This is a genomic window from Roseateles sp. T103 (assembly GCF_057219915.1).
Genome location: NZ_JBXVVS010000005.1, coordinates 195632 through 219443, shown reverse-complemented (window position 1 = coordinate 219443; position 23812 = coordinate 195632). Strand labels below are relative to the sequence as shown.

At 69.2% G+C, this 23812-nt stretch carries 15 protein-coding genes; 8 read left to right on the top strand and 7 right to left on the bottom strand.

Features of this window, described 5'->3' with window-relative positions; all coding sequences use genetic code 11:
- Positions 1–19 precede the first annotated feature (19 nt).
- Both AC2EBS_RS15440 and AC2EBS_RS15435 read left to right on the top strand, forming a co-directional pair.
- Complete coding sequence (locus AC2EBS_RS15440; RefSeq protein ID WP_484729325.1) at positions 20–787, top strand: LytR/AlgR family response regulator transcription factor; 768 nt, start codon at positions 20–22, stop codon at positions 785–787.
- Positions 788–893: 106 nt separating this feature from the next.
- Positions 894–2597 (top strand): M14 family metallopeptidase, encoded by a 1704-nt coding sequence (locus tag AC2EBS_RS15435; protein WP_484729324.1) that lies wholly within the window; start codon positions 894–896, stop codon positions 2595–2597.
- A gap of 45 nt (positions 2598–2642) precedes the next feature.
- Here AC2EBS_RS15435 and AC2EBS_RS15430 read toward each other — a convergent pair whose 3' ends face one another.
- The gene (locus AC2EBS_RS15430) at positions 2643–4253 is read right to left on the bottom strand and encodes an ankyrin repeat domain-containing protein (protein WP_484729323.1); all 1611 of its coding nucleotides are present in this window, start codon (positions 4251–4253) and stop codon (positions 2643–2645) included.
- Positions 4254–4446: 193 nt separating this feature from the next.
- Complete coding sequence (gene ypfH / locus AC2EBS_RS15425) at positions 4447–5157, bottom strand: esterase (protein WP_484729322.1); 711 nt, start codon at positions 5155–5157, stop codon at positions 4447–4449.
- A gap of 108 nt (positions 5158–5265) precedes the next feature.
- On the opposite strand from ypfH, the gene AC2EBS_RS15420 reads away from it, so the two are divergent.
- From AC2EBS_RS15420 to AC2EBS_RS15410, 3 genes are all read left to right on the top strand, one after another.
- On the top strand, positions 5266–6432 hold the full coding sequence (locus tag AC2EBS_RS15420) for a response regulator (protein ID WP_484729321.1): 1167 nt from the start codon (positions 5266–5268) through the stop codon (positions 6430–6432).
- A 114-nt stretch (positions 6433–6546) separates the two neighbouring features.
- On the top strand, positions 6547–7164 hold the full coding sequence (locus AC2EBS_RS15415) for a histidine phosphatase family protein (RefSeq protein WP_484729320.1): 618 nt from the start codon (positions 6547–6549) through the stop codon (positions 7162–7164).
- Complete coding sequence (locus AC2EBS_RS15410; RefSeq protein WP_484729319.1) at positions 7164–11423, top strand: PAS domain-containing hybrid sensor histidine kinase/response regulator; 4260 nt, start codon at positions 7164–7166, stop codon at positions 11421–11423. The genes AC2EBS_RS15415 and AC2EBS_RS15410 overlap by 1 nt, the downstream gene beginning before the upstream one ends.
- A gap of 10 nt (positions 11424–11433) precedes the next feature.
- Here the strand turns inward: AC2EBS_RS15410 and AC2EBS_RS15405 are convergent, their stop codons facing one another.
- Together AC2EBS_RS15405 and pyrF are read right to left on the bottom strand one after the other, a co-directional pair.
- Complete coding sequence (locus tag AC2EBS_RS15405; RefSeq protein WP_484729318.1) at positions 11434–14745, bottom strand: PAS domain S-box protein; 3312 nt, start codon at positions 14743–14745, stop codon at positions 11434–11436.
- Positions 14746–14880: 135 nt separating this feature from the next.
- Positions 14881–15717 (bottom strand): orotidine-5'-phosphate decarboxylase, encoded by an 837-nt coding sequence (pyrF, locus tag AC2EBS_RS15400; protein ID WP_484729317.1) that lies wholly within the window; start codon positions 15715–15717, stop codon positions 14881–14883.
- A 109-nt stretch (positions 15718–15826) separates the two neighbouring features.
- On the opposite strand from pyrF, the gene AC2EBS_RS15395 reads away from it, so the two are divergent.
- Entirely contained in the window at positions 15827–16519 is a 693-nt protein-coding gene (locus AC2EBS_RS15395) for a YciI family protein (RefSeq protein WP_484729316.1), read from the top strand.
- A gap of 15 nt (positions 16520–16534) precedes the next feature.
- On the opposite strand, the gene AC2EBS_RS15390 is transcribed toward AC2EBS_RS15395, so the two are convergent.
- Both AC2EBS_RS15390 and purB read right to left on the bottom strand, forming a co-directional pair.
- Positions 16535–18763 carry a sensor domain-containing protein gene (locus AC2EBS_RS15390; RefSeq protein ID WP_484729315.1) on the bottom strand — a complete coding sequence of 743 codons (2229 nt, stop codon included), beginning with the start codon at positions 18761–18763 and terminating at the stop codon, positions 16535–16537.
- 97 nt (positions 18764–18860) lie between these two features.
- Positions 18861–20228 (bottom strand): adenylosuccinate lyase, encoded by a 1368-nt coding sequence (purB, locus tag AC2EBS_RS15385; RefSeq protein ID WP_484729314.1) that lies wholly within the window; start codon positions 20226–20228, stop codon positions 18861–18863.
- A gap of 207 nt (positions 20229–20435) precedes the next feature.
- Between purB and AC2EBS_RS15380 the strand changes: the two genes are divergently transcribed.
- Positions 20436–21746 carry an amidohydrolase family protein gene (locus AC2EBS_RS15380; protein ID WP_484729313.1) on the top strand — a complete coding sequence of 437 codons (1311 nt, stop codon included), beginning with the start codon at positions 20436–20438 and terminating at the stop codon, positions 21744–21746.
- Between the two features lie 127 nt (positions 21747–21873).
- The gene (locus tag AC2EBS_RS15375; RefSeq protein WP_484729312.1) at positions 21874–22506 is read left to right on the top strand and encodes a glutathione S-transferase family protein; all 633 of its coding nucleotides are present in this window, start codon (positions 21874–21876) and stop codon (positions 22504–22506) included.
- Positions 22507–22550: 44 nt separating this feature from the next.
- Here the strand turns inward: AC2EBS_RS15375 and AC2EBS_RS15370 are convergent, their stop codons facing one another.
- Positions 22551–23600, bottom strand: a complete 1050-nt coding sequence (locus AC2EBS_RS15370; protein ID WP_484729457.1) for an aminoglycoside phosphotransferase family protein — start codon at positions 23598–23600, stop codon at positions 22551–22553.
- Positions 23601–23812 lie beyond the last annotated feature (212 nt).

Sequence of the window (23812 nt, the reverse complement as noted above, 5' to 3'; positions counted from 1 at the left end):
CACAGCAATGATGATGACGATGACGAGCAAGCCCCTGACCGCGCTGATCGCCGACGACGAGGAGGGCCCGCGCGAGCAGCTGCGCGCCGCGCTGGCCCGGCTGTGGCCGGAGCTGCAGATCGTGGCCGCCAGCGTGCATGGCGTCGATGCCTGGGACGACTTTCTCGCGCATGAGCCGGCGATCTGCTTCCTGGACATCCGCATGCCAGGCCTGACCGGCCTGGAGGTGGCCAGCCGCATGGCCGCCACCGCCAATCCGCCGCAGGTGGTGTTCGTGACCGCGTATGGCGACCATGCGCTGTCGGCCTTCGAGGCCGGTGCGGTGGACTATGTGATGAAGCCGGTGGACGATGCGCGGCTCGGCCAGGCCATCGCCCGGCTGAAGAGCCGGCTGCAGACCGCCGAGGCCGGACCCGACCTGCAGGCCCTGCTCAAGCAGCTGCTGCCGGCCATGGCGCCGCCGCGGCCCAAGCCCATCCAGGCCTCGCTGGGCCGCGAGGTGAAGATGATCGCGCCCGAGGACGTCATCTACTTCGAGAGCGACAACCGCTACACGCGCGTGGTGTACGACGGCGGCGAGGCGCTGATCCGCACGCCGCTGAAAGAATTGCTGGCCCAGCTCGACGCCGAGCAGTTCTGGCAGGTGCATCGCTCGGTGATCGTCAACAGCCGCTGTATCGCCAGTGCGATACGCGTGGACGAGAGCTCGATGGTGCTCACGCTCAAGGGCCGCGAGGAGAAGCTGCCGGTCTCGCGCCAGTTCCAGGGTCTGTTCAAAGGACAGTGAGTGGCGCGATGCGCACGCGTCTGCGCCGCTGCGGGTCTGCAGCACTCGACAGCGGCGGGCGTGTCGGCACAATCGATTGCTTGTGCTCCAGTCCTGTCCTGCACCGATGCCTGCTCTACCCCAACCGCGTTTCGACCAGTTCTACCGCTACACCGAACTGACCCAGCTGCTCTTCGCCTATGCGGAGGCGCTGCCCAACCTGATCTCCGTGCGCTCCATCGGCAAGAGCCATGAGGGCCGGGACATCTGGCTGCTGGTGATCACCAACACCGCCACCGGTGCCGACGTGGACAAGCCGGCCTTCTGGCTGGACGGCAATATCCACGCCTCCGAGCTGAGCGCCTCCACCGCCTGCCTGTACTACCTGCACGATCTGGTCGGCAAGTACGGCAGCGACCTGCAGGTCACGCAGCTGCTCGACACCCGCGTGATCTACATGGTGCCGCGGCTGTGCCCGGACGGCGCCGAACTCGCGCTGGCCGAGCGGCCGCGCCACATCCGCAGCTCGGTGCGCGCCTACCCGTACGACGAGGAGCCGGTCGATGGCCTGACGATGGAGGACATCGACGGCGACGGCCGCATCCTGACGATGCGCGTGCCCGACCCCAACGGCACCTACAAGAAGCATCCCGACGAGCCGCGCCTGATGGTGGCGCGCGAGCCCGGCGAGTTCGGCGGCGAGTACTACCGGCTGATCCCCGAGGGCTTCATCAAGAACCACGACGGCCTGACGGTCACGGTCAACCCCGATCGTGAGGGCCTGGACCTGAATCGCAACTTTCCCAGCGACTGGCGCCAGGAGTACCAGCAGGTCGGTGCGGGTCCGTTCCCGACCAGCGAGCCCGAGGTGCGTGCGATGGTCGAGTTCTTCGCCACGCATCCGAACATCGGCGCGGCGATCAGCTATCACACCTACAGCGGCGTGATCCTGCGTCCGATGGGCAGCTGCAGCGACGACGACATGATCCAGGAGGATCTGTGGAGCATCAAGCGCTTCTCCGAGCTGGGCGAGAAGCACACCGGCTACCCGGCCATCAGCAGCTGGCACGACTTCAAGTACCACCCCAAGGAGATCATCACCGGCACACAGCAGTGGGTCTATGAGCACCTCGGCGCGCTGTTCTGGGTGGTGGAGATCTGGTCGCCCAACAAGGAAGCCGGCATCGAAGGCTACAAGTGGATCGACTGGTTCCGCGACCATCCGGTCGAGGACGACCTGAAGCTGCTCAAGTGGAGCGACGAGCAATGCGGCGGTCAGGCCCATGTGGACTGGAAGCCCTTCATGCATCCGCAGCTGGGCGCCATCGAGATCGGCGGCTGGGACAAGATGAACTACTGGCGCAACCCGCCGCCGCATCTGCGCGAGCGCGAGGCGGCGCGCTTCCCCGGCTGGATGAACCAGATCGCGCTGTCGCTGCCGCGCCTGGAGCTGCTGCGCACCGAGGTGCGCGCGCTCGGCCCCGACACCTGGCGCGTGCGCATGGCGGTGGCCAACACCGGCTACCTGCCTGCCTACGTGACCAAGCGAGCGCTGGAGCGCAAGGTGGTGCGCGGCGTGATGTTCGAGATCCACCTGCCCGGCGGCGATCCCGAGATCAGCCTGATCGGCGGCAAGGAGCGCATGGAAGGCCCGCAGCTCGAGGGCCACGCGCCCAAGGCCACCCAGCTGGCCTTCCTGCCCAACCGCGAGATCACCGCCGACCGTGCGGTGGGCGAGTGGGTGGTGCGCGCCCCCAAGGGCACGCGCCTGGCGCTCACCGCCAGTGCGGCGCGCGCCGGCACGGTGCGCACGGAGGTGTCGCTCGATTGAGCCTGGCGGCCGGCTAGCTGAGGGGCTGAGCTTGGACCGCCAGGTTCAGGTCTCGGCCTGCTCGTCGAGCCAGGCCTGGAGTTCGGCGGGTAGCGCTTCGCGTTCGTCGGCAGACGGCCAGGGCGCGCCCGCAGCAAGCAGCAGCTGCAGGCAACCCAGGTAATCGGCGCCGGGCTGGGGCAGATGCGCCGCGGCATGGAATAGGCTGCCCATCACGTCGCCGCCATAGCCGTTGCTCTCCTGCCAGCTGGCGCCATGCCTCAGCAGCAGTTGCACCAGCGCCGCGTCACCGTTGAACGCTGCCTGGTTCAGCGCGCTGGCCTGCCAGTCGCCGGGCACCGACACCGGCCAGCCCAGCGACAGCATCAATGCCACCGATTCATGCATGCGGCGCTGCGCCTGGTCGGGCAGCAGCCTCAGCTCCTGCGCCGACAGCTGGGCCAACAGTCCGGGTCGTTCGTGCAGCAGGGAGCGGGCCGACTCGGCATCGGCAGCGGCGCAGGCGGCCAGGAAGCGCAGCGGCGCCGATGGCAGCTCGGCGCGCGCGCCCTGCGCTTCGAGTAGCGCGAGCGCCTCGGCTTCGCCCAGCAGGGCGGCCAGCGTGGCGGGTGTGTGCCCTTGCGCGTCGCGGGCCTGCAGATCGGCGCCCCGCTGGATCAGCAGGCTGAGGCAGGCGATCGATCGACCGCGGCGCAGCGCATGGTGCAGCGCCGTGCCGCCGCTGGGGCCGCGCTCATTGACATCGGCGCCTTGCGCCAGCGCCAGCTGCAGCCCGGCCGGGTCCTCGAAGTCGAGCAGGCGCAGCAGTGCATTCGTGCCCTGCCAGCGCGCGCCGCTGGCCAGCAGCTGGCGCAGTTGCTGTGCGGCGCGTGTGCGTTCGGGGTCCTCGCAGGCGTGGTAGAGCGACTCGCCGTCGTTGGGCTCGGCACCCGCAGCCAGCAGCGCGGCGGCGATGGCCGGGCTGCGCGCGCGGTCGATGGCGCCATAGAGTACAGGCAGGCTCGAGGCCTGCGGCCCGGCCGCTGCCGGGGTCTGCGGCAACGCGGGGTCCGGCATGCGGGCGTTGGGGTCGGCGCCGGGCAGCGCCAGCAGGGCCTCGGCACTGCGCTGCAGCGCCGTGGACCAGGGCTCGCCCAAGCGATGCAGCCCGGAGAAGCAGACATAGGCCAGCGCCGGCGCGTCGAAGGGTGGCAGGCGCTGCGTCGAAGGCGGCAAGCGGTCCAGGCTGTCGAGACCGCCCTGCACCAGGGCCAGCGCGGGACGCAACGCAGGCGGGCAGGCGCCGTGCCGCGGCAGTTGCTGCATCAGGGCCAGTGCGCGCTCGGGCTGCGGGCCATCCCAGCCCCGGCCTATGGCCAGTTCGAGGATGCGCGTCACCAGCGCGTTGGCGTCCAGCGCGCGCGCCTGCTGCTGCGCCTGTACGGCGTGCTGCAAGGCCGGCCAGCCGGCAAAGCCCAACTCGCGGGCGATGACCAGCTGCGCCTGCGCGAGCCGGGCCGGCTGCTGCTCTCGGCAGTAGGGCGCGGCGCGCTCCAGGCTGCGCGCATCGCCAGCCTGCCAGGCGCGCAGCAGTTCGCGGGCCTGCCGCTTGAGCTGCTGCAGATCGGCGCGTTCGGGAAGGGCGGGCTGCGGCGCAGCTCCGTCGTGGGTCGTCAAGGGACACCTCCATGCGTATCAAGCCTGCGATCCGCACTGTCAGGCCGCACAAAGGCGGTGAGAAGATGCGATGACGGGACAAGAGGCGGGCTCCTGTCCTTCCGGGTGGGCTCGGCCCTGCCTGCGGATCCAGCAGCGCCCCGGATGGCGCTGGATCGGCATGGTGCCACAAACAGCGGCGACGCTTCGCGTCTCAGTTAGGTGCCTGCCGATCCTGCTCCGCCGCGGCCAGCATCGCTTCGCGCCACAGCCGCGCGGGAATGAAACTGCGCAGCTGCTCCATCGCCTTGGCGATCAGCTCCGGGTGCAGCTCATGGCCGATGTCGGGGCGGATGTCGGCGGTGATGTCGGCGCCCAGCGCGACCAGCTGCTTGGCCGCACGCACCACATCCTGGTAGGGCAGCACATCGTCGGCCATGCCGTGGAACAGGTGCACGCTGACCTCCTGCGGCGCGTGTGCGGGCAGGCTCGCGTAGCGGCTGCCAAAGGCGAGCACGCGGCCGGCCAGCTTCTCTTCGGCCTGCACGGCCTCCAGCGCCAGCATGCCGCCCTGAGAGAAGCCGGCCAGCGCCACGCGCTCCCAGGACAGTTCGAACTGTGCCGCCCAGGCGCGCACCTCGGCGATGAAGCCTGGCAGCGCATCGGCGATCGCCTCGGTGTCCTGGCCATGCGGCGAGAACCACTGGAAGCCGGCGCCGCCACCCGGCAGTCGCTCGTCGGGCTGAGGTCCCTGCAGCGAGAGCACGGCGGCCTGCGGGTACTGTTCGCGCAGCGCCTGCGCCAGCGGCCGCATCTGCGTGGCGTTGGCGCCCAGTCCGTGCAGCAGCAGGAAGAGCAGCTCGGGCCGGCCATTGGTGGGGAGTAGCGCCAGGGCCCGGCTGCGATCGTCGGCGGATGGTTTCATGGTGTACGGATTGTGGCGTGGCTGTGCGCCAGGCGCAGCAGCAGTCGCGCGCCGCGCTGCGATTCACGTATGCTGAGGTCGTCTGGTGCCAACGGAGTTGTTTGAGCCATGGTTGCCGAATCGCAGTCCATACCCGAGCCGCAGGCCACCGTGCTGGTGGTGGACGACATGACCGAGAACCTCGCTGTCCTTGGTCAGCTGCTGCGCCCTTTCTATCGCGTGCGGGTCGCCAATTCCGGCAGCCATGCGCTTCGGGTGGCGGCCAGCGAGCCGCGGCCCGACCTGATCCTGCTGGACGTGATGATGCCGGAGATGGATGGCCACGAGGTGCTGCGCCAGCTCAGGTCGCAATCCGGTACGGTCGACATCCCGGTGATCTTCGTCACCGCGCTGGACGCCGACGAGGACGAGGAAAAAGGCCTCGCCCTGGGCGCGGTGGACTATGTCACCAAGCCGATCAAGCCGGCCTTGCTGCTGGCGCGCGTGCGCGCTCAGCTCGAGCTCAAGAAGGCGCGCGACTGGCTGGCACACCAGAACGAGTATCTGGATGCCGAAGTCCACCGCCGCATGCTGGAGAACGAGCTGATCAAGGAGGTCAGCCTGCATTCGCTGGCCCTGCTGGCGGAAAAGCGCGACAACGAGACCGGCAACCACCTGTATCGCACCCAGGCCTACGTGACCACGCTGATCCGGCGCCTGCGCCCGCATCCACGCTTTCAGGCCGAACTGGCCAACCCGCTGCACTGTGGTCGCATCTCGCGGGCCGCGCCGCTGCACGACATCGGCAAGGTGGGCATTCCCGACGCCATCCTGCTCAAGCCGGGCAGGCTGACGCCGGAGGAATTCGAGATCATGAAGCAGCACGCGCAGATCGGACGCGAGGCGCTGGGCGACGCCATCGCGCGCGCGCGCGTGCACTTCGACGAGGCTGCAGCCCAGGGGGGCACCGGTGCCTACAGCTTGTCGCCGCTGGCCTTTCTGGAGGTGGCGCAGGACATCGCCGGCGGCCACCATGAGAAGTGGGATGGCAGCGGCTATCCGCAGGGCCTGGCCGGCGAAGCGATCCCGTTGGCAGCCCGGCTGATGGCGGTGGCCGACGTGTTCGATGCGCTGATGTCGCGCCGTCATTACAAAGAGGCCATGCCGCTGGAGAAGGTGCTGGAGATCATGCGCGAGGGGCGCGGCAAGCACTTCGACCCGGACATCCTCGACGCGCTGTTCGACAGCCTGGATGAGTTCATCGACATTTCGCGGCGCTATGCCGATGTGCACTGAGCCCCGTATCGGGAGCCGTTCAAAGGAGTTGTGATGACTTGCGCTGCGACCAGACTTCTGCGCGGTCCCCGGGCCCTATCGCTCGCTGCCGGGCTGCTTCTGCTGCTGCCTGGCGTGGCTGCGGCGCAAGCGGTGGCGCCGACCTCTGCGGCGGCCGCGGCGCCCGCCTTCGTCGAGCAGTTCGCCTCGCGTGCCCAGGTCGAGGCCCTGCGCAACGGTGGCTTCGTGCTCTATATGCGCCACGGCACCACTGACAACAGCCGCGCCGACCAGGTGCCGGTCAATCTGGACGACTGCAGCACGCAGCGCTTGCTCAATGACGAGGGCCGTGCCTTGGCCCGCCAGGTCGGCGAGGCGATGCGCCGTGCGCGCGTGCCCATCTTCGAGGTGGTGCACAGCCCGCTGTGCCGCACGCGTGAGACGGCCGAACTGGCCTTCCCCGAACTGCCGCGTCGCAGCGAGCGACTGTTGATGTACACCGCCAATCTCAGCAGCGCGCAGAAGCAGCCGGTGCTGGAGATGACGCGCCGGCTGCTTTCCGAGCCTGTGCCGGCTGGCAGCAACCGTGTCGTGATCGCACATGCACCGAACATGGCCGATCTGATCGGCTACTTCGTCAAGCCCGAGGGCACGGTGCTGATCCTGCTGCCGCAGAGCAACGGCCGCTTCGAGTATCTGGCGAGCATCCCGCCCGCCCGCTGGTCGCAACTGTTGGGGGATGCGGCACGGTGATGAACAGCCATGCGCTGCGCTTTGTGCGGCGGGGCCGCCGCTGGCGCTTCCTCGCCTTGTTCTTCGTGCCGATGGCCTTGGCTCTCGGTGCCGGTGTCGGCTACGGGCTGTGGTCAGACAGCGAGAACCGTGCGCTGCTGACGCGCAGCAGCGCCGAACTGCGCGCCGACATGGATGCCTCCGCCGAGGCGCTGGCGCTCAGCGAGGGCCTGCTGCAGGTGCAGCAGCGGGTCAGCGCGCTGTTGCAGGCGGCGCTGGACCGCTCGATGGACGAGGCCAGGCTCTACGCCGAGCACAGCGCAGTGGTCGATCAGCTCGAGGTGCTGGAGCAGCGTCTGGCGCGGCTGCACCCGGAGCACAGCACAGCCGGTGCGAGCGTCGCGCAGGCGCAGGCACGTGCGCGGTTCGACGAGTTCCGTTCTGCCATCCTGCGCAGCACCGACCTCAGCATCATCGATGCCAGCCAGGCCAGCCGGCAACTCTCGCAGGCCGGCCAGCACTACCAGGCCTTCGCACAGCTGAGCTATGCGCTCAGCCGCCAGCTGCAGGAGCATGGCGCGGCGAGCAGCGAGGCGCAGATGCGCCAGGTGCTGGACAGCATGGCGGCGCGGCATCGGGTGTTGCTGGGTTCGGCGGTGGTGCTGGGCGCGCTGTGGCTGCTGATTGCCGGCTGGCTTGCGCGTCGCCTGGACATACTCAACGAGGCCATCCGTGACGTGCGCGACGATGGCGCGATCGAGAACCCCGAGCTGGCGCGCAGCATCCAGAAGATGGCCGAGCAGCCCCGCACGATGGTGGGCGCGCTGGCGCAGTCGCTGCTGAGCTTCTCGGCGCTGCAGCGTGAGCGCGATGCGGCACGCCGCGCCCTCGACGACGAGCGCCAGCAGCTGCAGGCGCTGATCCAGGGCATGCCCGATCTGGTCTGGCTGAAGGACGCCGCCGGCGCCTACCGCATCTTCAACCATCGCTTCCAGGCCTTGACCGGGCTCGATGCGCAGGCCCTTGTCGGCAAGACCGACGCGGACTTGTTCGAACCCGAGCAGGTGGCGCTGTATCGCGCCGCCGATGAGCGTGCGCTCGCCGGCAAGGGCAGCGTCGAGCTGCCGCCGCACTGGCGCCGCTTTGCCGATGGCCATGGCGAGCTGATTGCGGCTACCAAGACGCCGATCCACGACCGCGCCGGGCGGCTGCTCGGCGTGCTCGGTGTGGGAAGGGACATCACCGCGCTGCACCAGGCGCAGCAGGCCTTGCGCGAGCGCGAAGAGCTGTACTCCACCATGATCGAGCTGGCGCCGATAGGCATCGTGCTGGTCAGTCGCGACAGCGGGCGTTTCCTGAGCTTCAATGACGCCGCCCATGCCCCGCTGGGCTACAGCCGTGAGGAGTTTGCCGCGCTGACGGTCTTTGACCTCGCGGCGCAGCTGAGCCCCGACGAGCAGCAGGCCTGGCTGGCCAGGACGGCTCCGGGCGACAGCGCGGCCTTCGAAACCCGCCAGCGCTGCAAGGACGGCAGTACGCGCGAGTTCTGGGTGGCGATCAAGGGCATCCATCTGCAGGGGCGCGACTGCCTGAGCTGCATCACGATGGACATCACCGAGCGCAAGAAGGCAGAGCGCGAGCTGATGGAGCACCGCGAGCATCTGGAGCAGCTCGTCGCCGAGCGGACCGCCGCTCTGGCGCGCGCCGACGAAGAGCTGCGCATCATCTTCGATGCAGCCACCGTCGGCATCGCGCTGGTGCGGGATCGGCAGGTCATGCGCTGCAATGCGCGGCTGGAGCAGATACTGGGCCGCATGCCCGGCAGCCTGCTGGGCCAGCCCACGCGCCTGTGGTATGCCAGCGATGCCGACCATGCCGAAGTCGGGCAGTGGGTGGCGCAGATCCAGAGCAAGGGGGGCACCTTCAAGCGCGAGCTGCAGCTGCAGCGTGCCGACGGCAGCCTCTTCTGGGCTCGCCTGACCGGTGCGCGCCTGGATGCGCCGCCCGTGCATGACGCGCTGATCGCCATCGTCGAGGACATCAGCCAGGAGCATGCGGTGGCACAAGCGCTCCGCGAGGCCAAGGTGGCCGCCGAGAGCGCCAACCGGTCCAAGAGTTCATTCCTGGCCAATATGAGCCATGAGATCCGCACGCCGATGAACGCGATCATCGGCATGGCCCATCTGCTCGGCCGCGATGCGCTCAGCGAGCGGCAGCGACTGCAGGTGCAGAAGATCAGTGCTGCGGCCATGCACCTGCTGGCGGTGATCAACGACATCCTGGATTTCTCCAAGATCGAAGCCGGCAAGATGACCTTGGAGCCGATGGACTTCGAGCTCGAACGCGTGGTCGCCAATGCCTTCGCGCTGGTTGCCGACAAGGCCGAGGCCAAGGGCCTGGAGATGGTCGCCGACATCGGCACGCTGCCGCCGCTGCTGCATGGCGACGGCTTGCGCCTGAGCCAGGTGCTGCTCAATTACCTCAGCAACGCGGTGAAGTTCACCGAGAGCGGCAGCATCATGTTGCGCGGTGAGCTGGTGCGTGAGGACGGCGAGCAGCTCTGGCTGCGCTTCACGGTGCGTGACACCGGCATCGGCATCAGCGAGGAGCAGCAGGCGCGGTTGTTTGGCGCCTTCGAGCAGGGCGATGCATCGACCACGCGGCTGTACGGCGGCACCGGGCTGGGCCTGGCGATCTCGCGCCGGCTCGCCGAGCTGATGGGGGGCCATGTTGGCGCGGAGAGTGCGCCCGGCAGGGGCAGCAGCTTCTGGATCGAGCTGCCGCTGCGACGCGCCGCCGCCGCGCCGCCGCCGACCAGCGCCATGCCGCCGGGCAGCCATGTGCTGGTCGTCGACGACATGGACGAGGCCAGAGCCTTGCTGGCCGACCTGCTGGGCCGGCTGGGTGCACGCGTGGAGACGGCGCCGGGTGGCGAGCAGGCTCTGCAGCGCCTGCGCGAGGCCGAGGCGCACGGCGACGCTTTCGCGCTGCTGATGACGGATTGGCAGATGCCGGGCCTGAGCGGCAGCGAGCTGGTGGCGCGGCTGGACGGCCTCGGCCTGCGTCAGCGTCCGGTGTGCATCCTGGTCAGCGGCTCCAGCGGTTGCCCGCGCGAGGAGCTGGAGCGAGGCGGCTTCGCCGCCTTCGTGGCCAAGCCGGTGCTGCCGGCCACGCTGGCCGATGCGATCGCTCGCGCCTGGGGCCGCCACGGGCCCGAGTCGCAGCCGGCGGCCGCGCCGGCTCCGCAGGGGCGCCAGCACCGCATCCTCGTCGTCGAGGACAACGCGCTGAACCAAGAGGTGGCGGCCGAGCTGCTGCGCGAGCAGGGCCACGAGGTCGTCATTGCCTCCAACGGCCTGGAGGCCTTGGCGACGGCGCAGGCACAGGCCTTCGATCTCGTGCTGATGGATGTGCAGATGCCGCGCATGGACGGCCTGGAGGCGACGCGGCGTCTGCGCGCGCTGCCGGCCTATGCGCGCACGCCCATCATCGCGATGACGGCCAATGTCTATGCGCGGGATCGCGAGCAGGCGCTGGCCGCCGGCATGAGCGACCATATCGGCAAGCCGGTCGAACCGGTGCAGTTGCGCGAGGTGCTGGAGCGCTGGCTGCCTGCGCAGGAGACGGCGCCCGCAGCGGCGGCGCCGGCGGGCGAAGACGATGAAGTCTGGCGGCAACGCTTGCAGTCCTTGCCGGGTCTGGAGCCTGCACTGGGCCTGCGCAGCGTGAGCGGTCGCGCGCGCCGGCTGGCGGCCCTGCTGCAGCGCTTCGTTGGTGATCAACGGGGCACTGCCCGGCACTGCAGCGAGCTGCTGCAGGGGGGCGACACCGCGGCTGCCGCGCGGCAGCTGCACGCTCTGCGCGGTGTGGCCGGCACCTTGGGGCTGGCAGAGTTGGCCGAGCAGGCGCAGCAGCTCGAACAGCGGCTGCACCAGCCGGGCGCGTCAGCGCAGGACTGGGGGGCCAAGCTGCAGGCGCTCGAGCAGATGCTGGCGACGCTGGCCGACGCCCTGCGCGGCTGGCCTGAGGCGGACGGCGCTGTCGACGGCGCTGTGGCGCAGGCCGACGAAGCGATGCTGAAGCGTGGCCTGCAGGATCTGCTGGTGCTGCTGCGAGGCGACGATCTCGATGCGGTCGAAGCCTTCGCAGCGCTGCGGCCGCAGCTGGCGCAACGCTTTCCGCAGCAGCTGCGTGGTCTGGCCCAGGCAGTGGCGCGCTTCGATTTCGCGGGTGCCACGACCAGCGCCGAGCAGCTGCTCGCGGAACTCGGCAGCGGCTGAGCGCGCTGCTTCAGTGCTCGCGCAGGCTGCGTTCCTGGCGGCCGATCAGGCGCACCAGCGTGTCGCGCAGACGCTGCGCGTCGATCGGCTTGGTGAGGAAGTCGTTCATCCCCGCGGCCAGTGCCTCGTCGCGCTCGGAGACCAGGGCCGCGGCGGTCAGCGCGACGATGGGCAGCTCCTCGGCGCTGAAGCGGCGGCGCACCTCGCGCGTGGCCTCGTGGCCGCCCATCACCGGCATCTGCACGTCCATCAGCACCGCGTCGAAGGGCCGGCCCATGCTCGCCTGGGCGTGGATGGCTTCCACGGCCTGCGCGCCGTCGCTGGCCTGCGAGACCTCCAGGCCCCACTGCTCGAGCAGGGCGACGGCGATCATCATGTTCACCGGGTTGTCCTCGACCATCAGCACGCGCAGGCCCTGCAGGTCGGTGTTGTCGCGCGCCTCGCGCAGCGTGGTGCTGATCGGCGTGGGTGCGCCGGGCAGCGGCAGCTCGGCCCAGAAGGTCGAGCCCTTGCCGGGCTGGCTGATCACGCCCACCGTGCCGCCCATCAGCGTGGCGAGTTCGCGGCAGATCGACAGGCCCAGGCCGGTGCCGCCATAGCGGCGCGTGGTCGATTCGTCGGCCTGCGTGAAGGGCTGGAACAGCCGCTCGTGCAGCGCCGGGTCTATGCCTGGGCCGGTGTCGCTGACCTCGATGCGGATCATGCCGGTCTCGCCGGGTGCGGGCTGCTGCGCCGAGCGCAGCACCCTCACGCCCACCGAGCCGGCCTGCGTGAACTTCAGCGCATTGCTCAGGTAGTTGCTGATGATCTGGCGCGTGCGCACCGGGTCGCCCACCACCCAGGCCGGCACGTCCGGCGCGACCTCGATGCTGAAGGCCAGGCCATGCGCCTGCGCCAGCGTCAGGTAGGCCAGACGCATGGTGGCGAGCATGTCGCGCAGCGCGAAGGGCACGGTCTCCAGCGTCAGTCGGCCCGCCTCGATCTTCGAGAGGTCGAGGATGTCGGAGATCAGGCCCGACAGGCTCTCGGCGCTGTCGAGCATCTGGTCCAGGTACTCGCGGCGCTTGCCCTCGTCCAGGTCGGGCTGCTGCAGCATGCGCGCCAGGCCGACCAGGCCATTGAGCGGCGTGCGGATCTCGTGGCTGGTGTTGGCGAGGAAGGCGCTCTTCGCGCGGTTGGCCGCCTGGGCCTCGTCCTTGGCCTGTGCCAGCGCGGCCTCGACGCGGCGCTTCTCAGTGACGTCTTCCAGAATCCAGATCGTGCCGCCGCGGCTGGGATGGCTGATGTCAACCGCCTTGGCCAGCATGCGGCACAGGAAGGTGCTGCCATCGCGGCGGCGCATCATGCGTTCCGACTCGACCTGCTCGCCCGCAGCCAGCCGGGGGCCCAGCTCCTCGTCCACCGCCGTGTAGTCGCCGGCGCTGGGCCAGACCACGCTGGCATGCTGGCCCAGCAGCGTGCCCGGCGTCCAGCCGAACATCTCGTCCACCACTGGGTTGACCTGGATGAAATGCTGCTCTCGCGTCAGGCAGATGCCGATCGAGGCGTTCTGCAGGATGGCCGCGTGAACCAGACGCGTGCGCTCGGTCTCGGTGACGTCGCGCGCGTTGAAGACCAGATAGGTCTGGCCCTCCATATTGAAAGGCGCGGCCGCGATCACCATCGACAGCACCTGCCCGTTTTTGGCCACGAAGTTGGCGGGCACATCGGTGACGCGGCCATGGCGGCGTATGCCCTCGACGATGCGTTCGCGGTCGGCCAGGTCCTGCCAGATGCCCAGCTCCTCGGAGGTGCGGCCGAGAATCTCTTCCGAGCTGTAGCCGGTGAGCTGCTCGAAGGTCTTGTTGGCCATCGCGAAGCGACCCGAGCTGATCTCGGTCAGCGTGATCACGTCAGGGCTGGTCGCCACCAGGTGCGAGAGCAGCCCTTCCGATCGGCGCAGCGCCTCCTGCGCACGCGAGGTGTCGGTCTGGTCGATGAAGAAGGTCAGCGTCGCGGGGCCGCTGGCGGCATCGACCCGCACGCTGGTGGCCTGCACCAGGCGGCGGCGGCGCGACAGCGTGCGCAGCTTGAACTCGGCCATCGGCAGCAGCGCGCCCACCGGCATGTTCTCCAGCTTCGCCGTGCGCTGGCGAGCGCGCTCGTCGTCCCCCGGCTCGTAGTGCGAGAACAGGTCCTGACCGATCATGCTGGAGCGCTGCGTGTAGCCGAACATCGCCATCGCCGCCGGGTTGGCATCGAGCACCCGGCCCCAGCGGTGCAGCACCAGCGGGCTGGGCGAGCGGCGGAACAGCTCGCGGTAGCGCGTCTCGGTGGCGGCTACCGCCTGCTCGGCCTGCACCTCGTGGGTGACGTCCCGGCCCACGCCCCAGTAGCCGCGGAAATTGCCCTGCGGGTCGAAGCGCGGCTCTCCGCTGATCGAGACGAAGCGGTAGCTGCCATCGCTGCCGCGGCGGCGCGCGACCATGCCGTGGAAGGCGCGGTGCGATTCGAGGTCGGCGCGGTGCGCATCGAGCTCGTCGTCGGTGAGCCCCATGCCCTCGATCTCCCAGGGCGTCTTGCCCAGGCGGGCCTGGAGGTCCAGGCCCGAGGTACCCTGCTGGTTCTCGACCATGTGGGTGAAGCGGAACTCGCGGTCCATCTCCCAGTACCAATCGGCCGCCATGCCCAGCAGGTGGCGGAAACGGGCATTGCGCTCTGAGGTCTCACGCAGCGATCGCTTGATCATGCGGCGCGTGCCCAGCCCGACGACCAGACCGATCACCAGCAGCAGCAGCTGCGTGACGGCGGGCCCGACGATGCGATGGTCGGGGCCGAGCACCGGCCTGCCGTAGTCGTTGAACTCGGCCCAGCCGATCACGCCCAGTACGACCAGGCCGAGCAGGAACAGCGGCAGGCCGTGGCGGGGGCCGTGCAGTGCCGTGCTGAGCGCGACCATCAGGCCCATCATGCCCAGCGCCGCGCCCTGGAAGCCGAACTGGCGCGAGATCACGATGGCAGCCGCGCCACAGATGGCCAGCGCCATGATCAGCGTGGCGAGCCAGGGGCCTACGCTGGGCTGGTCGCGGCGCCACAGCGCCAAGGCGCTGAGCACGCCGGTGAGCAGCGCCAGTCCGGGAGGCGCCCATCCGTTCAGCGGCTCGTTCGGCCCTATCGTCAGCCAGAGCAGCAGCGCGGCGGTGAAGGACAGCAGCGTCGCGACGAGCAGGAACAGACCGATCGAATGGCGCTGCAGCAGCGCCTCCATGGCGGAGCGCTGCTCCGACGTCGAGGCGTCGTCGCCGACCAGGCTGCTGAGGTTGTCCGGGTTGTCCTTGATCACGGTGCCGAATGCTGCTGAGGGCCGGGCGCAGGCCTAGCCAGTAGCGCAGTCTCGGTCAGAAGCGGCGGCTGGAACAGCCGGACTGGCCCCGAATCCCCCCGCAGATCGATGGCGCGGCGAGGGTCTGCGCATTAGTTAACGCACCGGACGCAGCGCTTCGCGTGTGCTCTGCGCCACACGGCGCGCTGCCGCCGCGAAGTCTTCGCCGGCACTGGCGTACAGCACCGCGCGTGAGGAGTTGACGATGATGGGCCCGGTGCTGCCCTGGGCGTCGCCGCGCCAGCCGGCCTTGACCGTGGCCGCGGCGTCGCCGCCCTGCGCGCCGACGCCGGGGATCAGCAGCGGCAGCGTCGGTGCCAGTTCGCGCACGCGCTCGATCTCTTCGGGATAGGTGGCGCCCACCACCAGGCCCAGCTGGCCGTTCTTGTTCCACTCGGTCTGCGCCAGCCGGGCCAGGTGCTCGTACAGGCGCGGCTGCCCCGGCACATCGGCCAGGCGCTGCATCTGCCAGTCGTTGCCGCCGGCATTGGAGGTGCGGCACAGCAGGATCGCACCCTTGTCCGGATAACGCAGATAGGGCTCGATCGAATCGAAGCCCATGAAGGGCGATAGCGTCACCGCGTCGGCCTGGTAGCGCTCGAAGGCTTCCTTGGCGTACTGCTCGGCGGTGGAGCCGATGTCGCCGCGCTTGGCGTCCAGGATCACCGGCACATGCGGCGCCGTGCGCTTGATGTGCGCCATCAGGCGCTCCAGCTGGTCTTCGGCGCGATGCGCGGCGAAGTAGGCGATCTGCGGCTTGAAGGCGATCACCAAGTCCTTGGTCGCGTCGACGATCGCGCTGCAGAAGTCGTAGATGCGCCCAGCATCGCCCTTCCAGGCGCCGGGGAACTTGGCCGGCTCCGGATCCAGGCCCACGCACAGCAGCGAGTCGTTGAGTCGTTCGGCGGCGTGGAGCTGGGCGATGAAATTCATGAGCGGTGCGTGGCCTTGTGCTGGGGGTGATGCCGGATTGTCTCGCGTTTGCCGCCAGCGCCGCTGCCACGCAGAATCATGCCCAGTGCAGCGCCCTGCCGGAGGCCCCATGCCGATGATGACGAGCCGTCGAGATTTCATCCAGTCCAGCCTGGCCCTGGGCGCGGGCACGGCGCTCGCCGGCTGCGCCGCGACGGCGCCCCCCGAGCCACCGCAGCCGCGCGACTGGTTCATCTTCCTCGAACGCGGCCGGCCCACGCCCGAGGACAAGGCCGCGGTGGCGGCGATGCAGCGTGGCCATATCGACAATTTCAAGCGCCTCTTCGCCGCCGGCCAGCTGCTCGCCGCCGGGCCGATGCGCGACCCCGCGGGCCACAAGCGCGGCATCGTCGTCGTGCGCGCCGCCAGCCGCGAAGAGCTGATGGGCTATTTCCAGCCCGATGAATACGTGCGCGACGGCTATATGACGGTCAACGCCGTGCCGGCGCAGCCGCGGCGTGCGCTGAACAGCAGCGGCATCGACCCCGAGGGCATCGAGGAGGTGCGCATCGTGCTGCTGAGCCGATCGGCCAACGCCGCCGATGCCGCCGGCGCCGACGCGCATCTGCAGCGCCTGCTCGACGAAGGCCGCATCGGCGCCTGGTACGCGCTGCAGGACGGCCCGCTCGCCGCGGTGCTGTTCGCGCGCACGAAGGACAGCGCCGCACTGCAGGCCGCGCTCGCCGGCTATCCCGGCCTGGCCGAGCAGCGTGTGAGTGCCGCGGTGTGGCCGCAGTGGCTGGGCAAGGGCGTGCTGCGCTGAGACGCGTAGCGCCAGCTAGCCGCCCTGCTTCTGCAGCGCCGCAGTGAACTGCGCGGCGCTCTGCGGCCGGCCGAACAGCCAGCCCTGGGCTTCGCGGCAGCCGCGTTCGCGCAGGTAGGCGAGCTGGCCTTCGGTTTCCACGCCTTCGGCCAGCGTCTGCAGGCCCAGGCTGTCGGCCATGCTGATGATGGCGGCGACGATGGCGCGGTCCTCGGGGTCTTCGGTGAGGTCGCGCACGAAGCTCTGGTCGACCTTGAGCTTGTAGACCGGAAAGCGCTTCAGGTAGCTCAGCGAGGAATAGCCGGTGCCGAAGTCGTCGATCGCCAGGTGCAGGCCGCGGCGGTGCAGCTCCTGCATGGTGGCGATGGCGCGCGGCGGGTCCAGCATCGCCATGCCTTCGGTCAGCTCCAGCTCCAGCAGCGCCGGTGCGATGCCGGCCTCGTCGATCAGGCGGCTGATCTGCTGCGGCAGCTCGGCATGGCGGAACTGCACCGAGGAGATGTTCACCGCCACCTTGATATCGCCCAGGCCCTGCTGCTGCCAGCGGCGGATCTGCTGCGCGGCCTCGCGGATCACCCATTCGCCGATCGGCAGGATCAGGCCGCAGCTCTCGGCCACCGGGATGAACTCGGCCGGCGAGACAGCGCCGAGCTCGGGATGCGTCCAGCGCAGCAGCGCCTCGGCGCCGACCACGCGGCCGCTGGCCAGCTCGACCTGCGGCTGGTAGTGCAGGCTCAGCTGGCCGCGTTCCAGCGCGCGGCGCAGCGCGTTCTCCAGCGTCAGCGCACGCACCGACTGGGCCTGCATCTCGTCGGTGAAGAAGCGCACCGTGTGGCGGCCGTCGCGCTTGGCCTGGTACATCGCCGCGTCCGCGCATTTGCACAGCGTGTCGAAGTCCGGCCCGTCGGCGGGGAACATCGCGATGCCGATCGAGGGCGTGACGGTCAGCTCGCCGGCCTCGACCTGGAAGGGCTGGGTGGCCAGCTCGGCGAGCTTGGCCGCCACATGCGAGGCACCCTGCATATCGGTCTCGGGCAGCACGACGACGAACTCGTCGCCGCCCAGGCGCGCGACGGTGTCCTGCTCGCGCAGCGCGCCGCGCAGGCGTGTGGCCAGCTGCTGCAGCAGCTCGTCGCCGACGCGGTGGCCCAGCGAGTCGTTGACGCGCTTGAAGTGGTCCAGGTCGAGGAAGAGCAAGGCCAGCGATTCGCCGTGGCGGCGTGCGATCTCGATGGCCTGTTCGCTGCGGTCCTTGAGCAGCACGCGGTTGGGCAGCTGCGTCAGCGCATCGAAATGCGCCAGGCGCTGGATGCGGGCCTCGGCCTCGGCCTGCTCGCGCACCTTGTCCTCCAGCGCACGCACCGTCTCGCTGAGCTGGCGCGTGCGTTCGCGCACCAGTTCCTCGAGCTGGCCCTTGGCGCGCATCAGCGCGGCTTCGGCCTGCTTGCGCGCGCTGATGTCCATGGTGATCCAGATCGATCCGAGCGACAGGTCATTGGGGTCGATGGCCTTGCTGCGCACCTCGCAGTGCACCGGGCTGCCGTCCTTGCGCGCCAGCACCATCTCGCCCTGGAAGGCGCGCCCTTGCTTGAAGGGCTCGTAGCAGCGTCGGCCGGCGTCTTCCCACTCGGCATCGCTGAGGTACCACTGGCGCGACGAGCTGCCGTCGAGCTCGCCCGGGCCGTAGCCGAACAGTTCCTCGAAGGCGCGGTTGCAGCGGGTGACGCGACGGTTCTTGAGGAAGACGATGCCGACCATCGCATGGTCGAAGATCAGCTGCTGTTCGTGCGAGAGCTGCGCGAAGGCGGCCTCGGCCTGCTTGCGCTCCTGGATGTCCTCAACGATCCAGATCGAGCCCTGGCTCGGGTCCTGCGGATCGATCAGGCGGCCGGTGAGGCTGCACCAGAACAGCTCGCCGCTGCGGCGGCGCATCTGCCGCTCGGTGCGGTAGGCCTTGCCGGTGGACAGCACCGGGTAGGCCTCGGCGCCGAGCTGCTTGAAGTCGCGCTCGCTGGGATAGATCGACAGGCTGGAGCGCCCGATGATCTCGTCCATCGACGCGTAGCCGAAGATCTCCGCATAGCGGGTGTTGCAGCGCTGCAGGATGCGCTGCTTCACGTAGACGATGCCGACCCCGGCGAACTCCAGCAGCAGGTCGCGCTCGCGCGTGGCGGCGTCGGCGCTCGCGCCGGATCGCGCAACGGCAGCAGCGGCAGGATCGGCGGCGACTTGGCTTCGGCTCATCGGCTGCTTGGCGGTGGGGCTATGCGGCGATTGTGAGCCAGACCGCTCGATCCGGTGCTTGTATCAGCCGCCGGACCTGTCAGGACTGCCAGGTCGATCAGATCCGCTTGGCCAGCTCCTCGGCCTTGCCGGTGTAGCCGCCGGGGGTCAGCGCCAGCAGGCGCTGCTTCTCGGCCTCGGGCAGCTCCAGCGTGTGGATGAAGGCCTGGATGGATTCGCGCGTGATCGCCTTGCCGCGGGTCAGTTCCTTCAGGCGCTCGTAGGGGTTGGGCAGCGCGTAGCGGCGCATCACGGTCTGGATGGGCTCGGCCAGCACTTCCCAGGCGGCGTCCAGGTCGGCGGCCAGAGCGGCCTCGTTGACCTCCAGCTTGTCCAGGCCCTTGAGCAGCGACTCGTAGCCCAGCAGCGCGTAGCCCAGCGCCACGCCCATATTGCGCAGTACCGTGGAGTCGGTCAGGTCGCGCTGCCAACGGCTGATCGGCAGCTTCTGGCTCAGGTGGGTCAGCAGCGCATTGGCCAGGCCGAAGTTGCCTTCGGCGTTCTCGAAGTCGATCGGGTTGACCTTGTGCGGCATCGTCGAGGAACCGATCTCGCCGGCCACGGTGCGCTGCTTGAAGTAGCCCACCGAGATATAGCCCCAGACGTCGCGCGACCAGTCGATCAGGATGGTGTTGACGCGGGTGAAGGCGTCGAACAGCTCGGCCATGTAGTCGTGCGGCTCGATCTGGATCGTGTAGGGGTTGAAGGTGAGGCCCAGCTGGTTTTCGATCACCGCTTTGGAGAAGGCCTCCCAGTCATGCTCGGGCCAGGCAGACAGATGCGCGTTGTAGTTGCCCACCGCGCCGTTCATCTTGGCCAGCAGCTTGACGTCGGCGATGCGCTCGCGGGCATTGCGCAGGCGGGCTACGACGTTGGCGATCTCCTTGCCCACGGTGGTCGGGCTGGCGGTCTGGCCGTGGGTGCGGCTGAGCATGGGCACGCCGGCCAGCGCCTGGGCCATCGCGGTGAGCTTGGCGGTGATGCGGTCCAGCGTGGGCAGCATCACCTGCTCGCGCGCGGCCTTGAGCATCAGGCCGTGGCTGGTGTTGTTGATGTCCTCGCTGGTGCAGGCGAAGTGCACGAACTCGCCGGCGCCCTTCAGCTCGGCGTTGTGCTCGAAGCGCGACTTCAGCCAGTACTCGACCGCCTTGACGTCGTGGTTCGTCGTCTTCTCGATGTCCTTGATCGCTTGCGCATCGGCTTCGCTGAAGCGCGCCACCAGGCCGCGCAACAGGCCGCGCGCGGCTTCGGACAGCGGCTTGAACTCGGCGAAGCCGGCGTCGGACAGCGCGATGAACCACTCCACCTCGACCTGCACGCGGCGGTGCATCAGGCCGTACTCGGACAGCAGGGGGCGCAGCGCGGCGACGCGCGAGGCATATCGGCCGTCGAGAGGGGAGAGGGCGCTGAGGCTGGAGAGGTTCATGGCGGGCGGGCGGCTGGGCCGCGGTCAGAAGGGAGGGGCCGATGCGGGCAAACCCGCAGATTTTAGCGGCTGAGCCCTGCATGACCGCTTGCGCACAGCGCTGCAAGCCATGGCGCTGCGGGCGGAGTTCACGCATGCCGGCACGCTCTATGCTCGATGGACTGTCGGCCGTCCGCGCTGACCGAAGGCCGCCCTGGAGGATCCGTCATGAGCCCGCCGCCACTCTTGCTTCGCAATGTCTGCCTGCCCGATGGCCGCAGCGGCATCGATCTGCTGGCCCTGGACGGGCGCATCGCGGCGCTCGGTCCGGCACTGCCGGCGCCGCCCGGTGCCGAGATCGTCGATGGCCAGGGCTGGCTGGTGAGCCCGCCCTTCGTCGATGCGCACTTCCATATGGATGCCACCTTGAGCTACGGCCTGCCGCGCGTGAACCAGAGCGGCACGCTGCTCGAAGGCATCGCGTTATGGGGCGAGCTCAAGCCGCTGCTGACGCAGCAGGCGCTGGTCGAGCGCGCGCTGGCCTATTGCGACTGGGCGGTGTCCAAGGGCCTGCTGGCGATCCGCTCGCATGTGGATGTCTGCGACGAGCGCCTGCTCGCGGTGGAGGCGCTGCTGCAGGTGCGCGAGCGCGTGAAGCCCTATCTCGATCTGCAGCTGGTCGCCTTTCCGCAGGACGGCGTGCTGCGTTCACCCGGCGCGCAGGCGAACCTGAAGCGTGCGCTCGACCTGGGCGTCGACGTGGTCGGCGGCATCCCGCATTTCGAGCGAACCATGGCCGACGGCGCCGCCAGCGTGAAGCTGCTGTGCGAGCTGGCGGCCGAGCGCAGCCTGCGCGTGGACATGCATTGCGACGAAAGCGACGACCCGCTGTCGCGCCATGTCGAGACCCTGGCCTATGAGACGCAGCGCCTGGGTCTGCAGGGCCGCGTGACCGGCTCGCACCTGACCTCCATGCATTCGATGGACAACTACTACGTCTCCAAGCTGATCCCGCTGATGGCCGAGGCGCAGCTGCAGGTGGTGGCCAATCCGCTGATCAACATCACCCTGCAGGGCCGGCACGACAGCTATCCGAAGCGGCGCGGCATGACGCGCGTGCCCGAGCTGATGGCCGCCGGCATCAATGTGGGCTTCGGCCACGACTGCGTGATGGACCCCTGGTACTCGCTGGGCAGCGGCGACATGCTGGAGGTGGCGAGCATGGGCCTGCATGTGGCGCAGCTGACTTCGCAGGCCGGCATGCGCGCCTGCTTCGATGCGGTGACGGTGAACAGCGCGCGCATCCTCGGGCTGGAGGGCTACGGCCTCGCGCCGGGTTGCCATGCCGACTTCGTGCTGCTGCAGGCGCGCGACGTGGTGGAGGCGATCCGCTTGCGTGCACAGAGGCTGCTGGTGGTGCGGCGGGGTCAGGTCTTGAGCCGCATGGCGCCGGCCACGGCGCGGCTGAGCCTCCCGGGCCGACCCGACGCGGTGGACTGGACGCTTCAGGCGCACACGCAGACGGCGCGAAGAGTCTGAGGGCCTGCGGCGCAGTTTGGCAAGCGGTTTTTCCACCTGCCTGGGCGGCTGTTGTTGGACGCAGGCAGGCACCGTGCCGCGCAGGGGTGCTTCAGTAGAATGATCCGCACAGCAGCACCGCACACCCATGAAGCTCATCGGTTCACTCACCAGCCCCTATGTCCGCAAGGTCCGCATCGTGATGGCGGAGAAGAAGCTCGACTACCAGCTGGTGCTCGAGGACGTGTGGGGCAGCGACGAGATCCTGAAGATGAATCCGCTGGGCAAGGTGCCTTGCCTGGTGATGGAAGGGCAGGATTCGATCACCGGTGCGGTGTTCGACTCGCGCGTGATCGTCGAGTACTGCGATGCGATGTCGCCGGTGGGCAAGCTGATTCCCGAGCGCGGCCGCGAGCGCACCGAGGTGCGCACCTGGGAAGCGCTGGCTGATGGCCTGCTGGACGCTTCGGTGTTGGCCCGTCTGGAGCAGACCTGGAATGGCCGCACCGAGGAGCAGCGCAGTGTGGTGTGGATAGAGCGGCAGATGACGCGCGTACATGCGGCGTTGGCCGCGATGAGCCAGGGCCTGGGCGAGCGCAACTGGTGCTCGGGCAACCATTTCTCGCTGGCCGATATCGCGGTCGGCTGCGCACTGGGCTATCTGGACTTCCGCTTCCCCGCCATAGCCTGGCGCACGAGCTATCCCAACCTGGCGCGTCACTACGAGAAGCTGGCCGCGCGGCCGAGCTTCATCGACAGCGCGCCGCCCGCCGGCGTCTGAGTTTTGTCGCCAGCCTGTCCCGCCAAGACGGGACTCTTGCTGGCTCAGCGCAGATCGAAGCCGGTGGCCAGCAGGTCGCCACGCAGGTCCTGCAGCAGCTGCGTCAGCGGCGCCAGTTCCACATAGCGCGTCGATACCTTGATCGCGTAGGCGAAGAAGCGGCCCAGATCCTCGGCATAGGCCGGTTTGCCGTCGCGGTGCTTCAGGCGGCAGAAGATGCCCAGGATCTTCAGGTGGCGCTGCAGCCCGGCCCATTCGACCAGGCGCCAGAACTCGCCGAAGTCGGCGCCGAGTTCCTCGGGGTCGAGCAGGCCGGCCTTGCGCGCCTGCTCCCAGTAGCGGATCGCCCAGTCGAGTTCGCGTTCCTCGTCCCAGGAGATGAAGGCGTCGCGCAGCAGCGAGGCGATGTCGTAGGCGATCGGGCCGCGCACCGCGTCCTGGAAGTCCAGGATGCCGGGCAAGGGCTCGCTGACCATCAGGTTGCGCACCATGTAGTCGCGATGCATCGGGACCTGTGGTTGGCCGAGCATGCTGCGCACCAGGGCCTGGCAGACGCGCTCCCACCAGGCCTGCTGCACCTCGTTCCAGCTGCGGCCGAACTCGCGCTGCACGCACCAGTCGACGAAGATCTGCAGTTCGCGGCGGATGAAGGCCTCGTCGTAGACCGGCAGTCGGCTGGCGTCGCCCTTGCGCTGCCACTGCACCAGGGCCTGGATGGCGGCGCGCATCAGCCGGTCGGCCTCGCGCTCGTCGGCCTGCTGCAGCGCCTGCAGGTAGGTTTGCGGTCCGAGGTCGCCGAGCAGCAGGAAGCCGTTCGTCTCGTCCGCCGCCAGCACTTCGGGCACATGCAGGCCGCAGTCCTGCGCCATATGGCGGGCGATTTCGATGAAGGGGCGTGCGCTGCCCTGCTCGGGCGGCGCATCCATCACGATCAGCGTGCTGCCGTCGGCACGCGCGATACGGAAATAGCGCCGCGCACTGGCGTCGGCGCTGGCCGGAGCCAGCGTCTCGGGACGCAGGCCAAGGCCGGCGTCCAGGCTCTGCAGCCAATGCTGGAAGGTTTGCTCACGGGCCGCGTCGGGCCAGGCAATCATGCTCATCGGGAGGTGTCTGGGCAGGTGCGGCGCAGCGGCGCCGCCAGGGCTGTGGCCCGGGCTGTCTTGGACAGGGGCTCATGGATAATGAATTCTACAAACCGTCGGCATCGCGCCGGCCCCCGTCCGAAGAAGACTTCCCGCTAGACCGACAAAGGCTGCCGACGCCGTGCTGCCCCCGCAGACCTCGCTTTCCTACGCCCGCAAGCCCT

Bases quoted from the DNA above. Each gene is read 5' to 3' on its own strand.
- AC2EBS_RS15370 (WP_484729457.1), bottom strand. From the start codon at position 23,600: ATGATTGCCTGGCCCGACGCGGCCCGTGAGCAAACCTTCCAGCATTGG.
- AC2EBS_RS15420 (WP_484729321.1), top strand. From the start codon at position 5,266: ATGGTTGCCGAATCGCAGTCCATACCCGAGCCGCAGGCCACCGTGCTG.
- AC2EBS_RS15440 (WP_484729325.1), top strand. From the start codon at position 20: ATGACGAGCAAGCCCCTGACCGCGCTGATCGCCGACGACGAGGAGGGC.
- AC2EBS_RS15395 (WP_484729316.1), top strand. From the start codon at position 15,827: ATGCCGATGATGACGAGCCGTCGAGATTTCATCCAGTCCAGCCTGGCC.
- ypfH (WP_484729322.1), bottom strand. From the start codon at position 5,157: ATGAAACCATCCGCCGACGATCGCAGCCGGGCCCTGGCGCTACTCCCC.
- purB (WP_484729314.1), bottom strand. From the start codon at position 20,228: ATGAACCTCTCCAGCCTCAGCGCCCTCTCCCCTCTCGACGGCCGATAT.
- pyrF (WP_484729317.1), bottom strand. From the start codon at position 15,717: ATGAATTTCATCGCCCAGCTCCACGCCGCCGAACGACTCAACGACTCG.
- AC2EBS_RS15375 (WP_484729312.1), top strand. From the start codon at position 21,874: ATGAAGCTCATCGGTTCACTCACCAGCCCCTATGTCCGCAAGGTCCGC.
- AC2EBS_RS15410 (WP_484729319.1), top strand. From the start codon at position 7,164: ATGAACAGCCATGCGCTGCGCTTTGTGCGGCGGGGCCGCCGCTGGCGC.
- AC2EBS_RS15390 (WP_484729315.1), bottom strand. From the start codon at position 18,763: ATGAGCCGAAGCCAAGTCGCCGCCGATCCTGCCGCTGCTGCCGTTGCG.
- AC2EBS_RS15380 (WP_484729313.1), top strand. From the start codon at position 20,436: ATGAGCCCGCCGCCACTCTTGCTTCGCAATGTCTGCCTGCCCGATGGC.
- AC2EBS_RS15435 (WP_484729324.1), top strand. From the start codon at position 894: ATGCCTGCTCTACCCCAACCGCGTTTCGACCAGTTCTACCGCTACACC.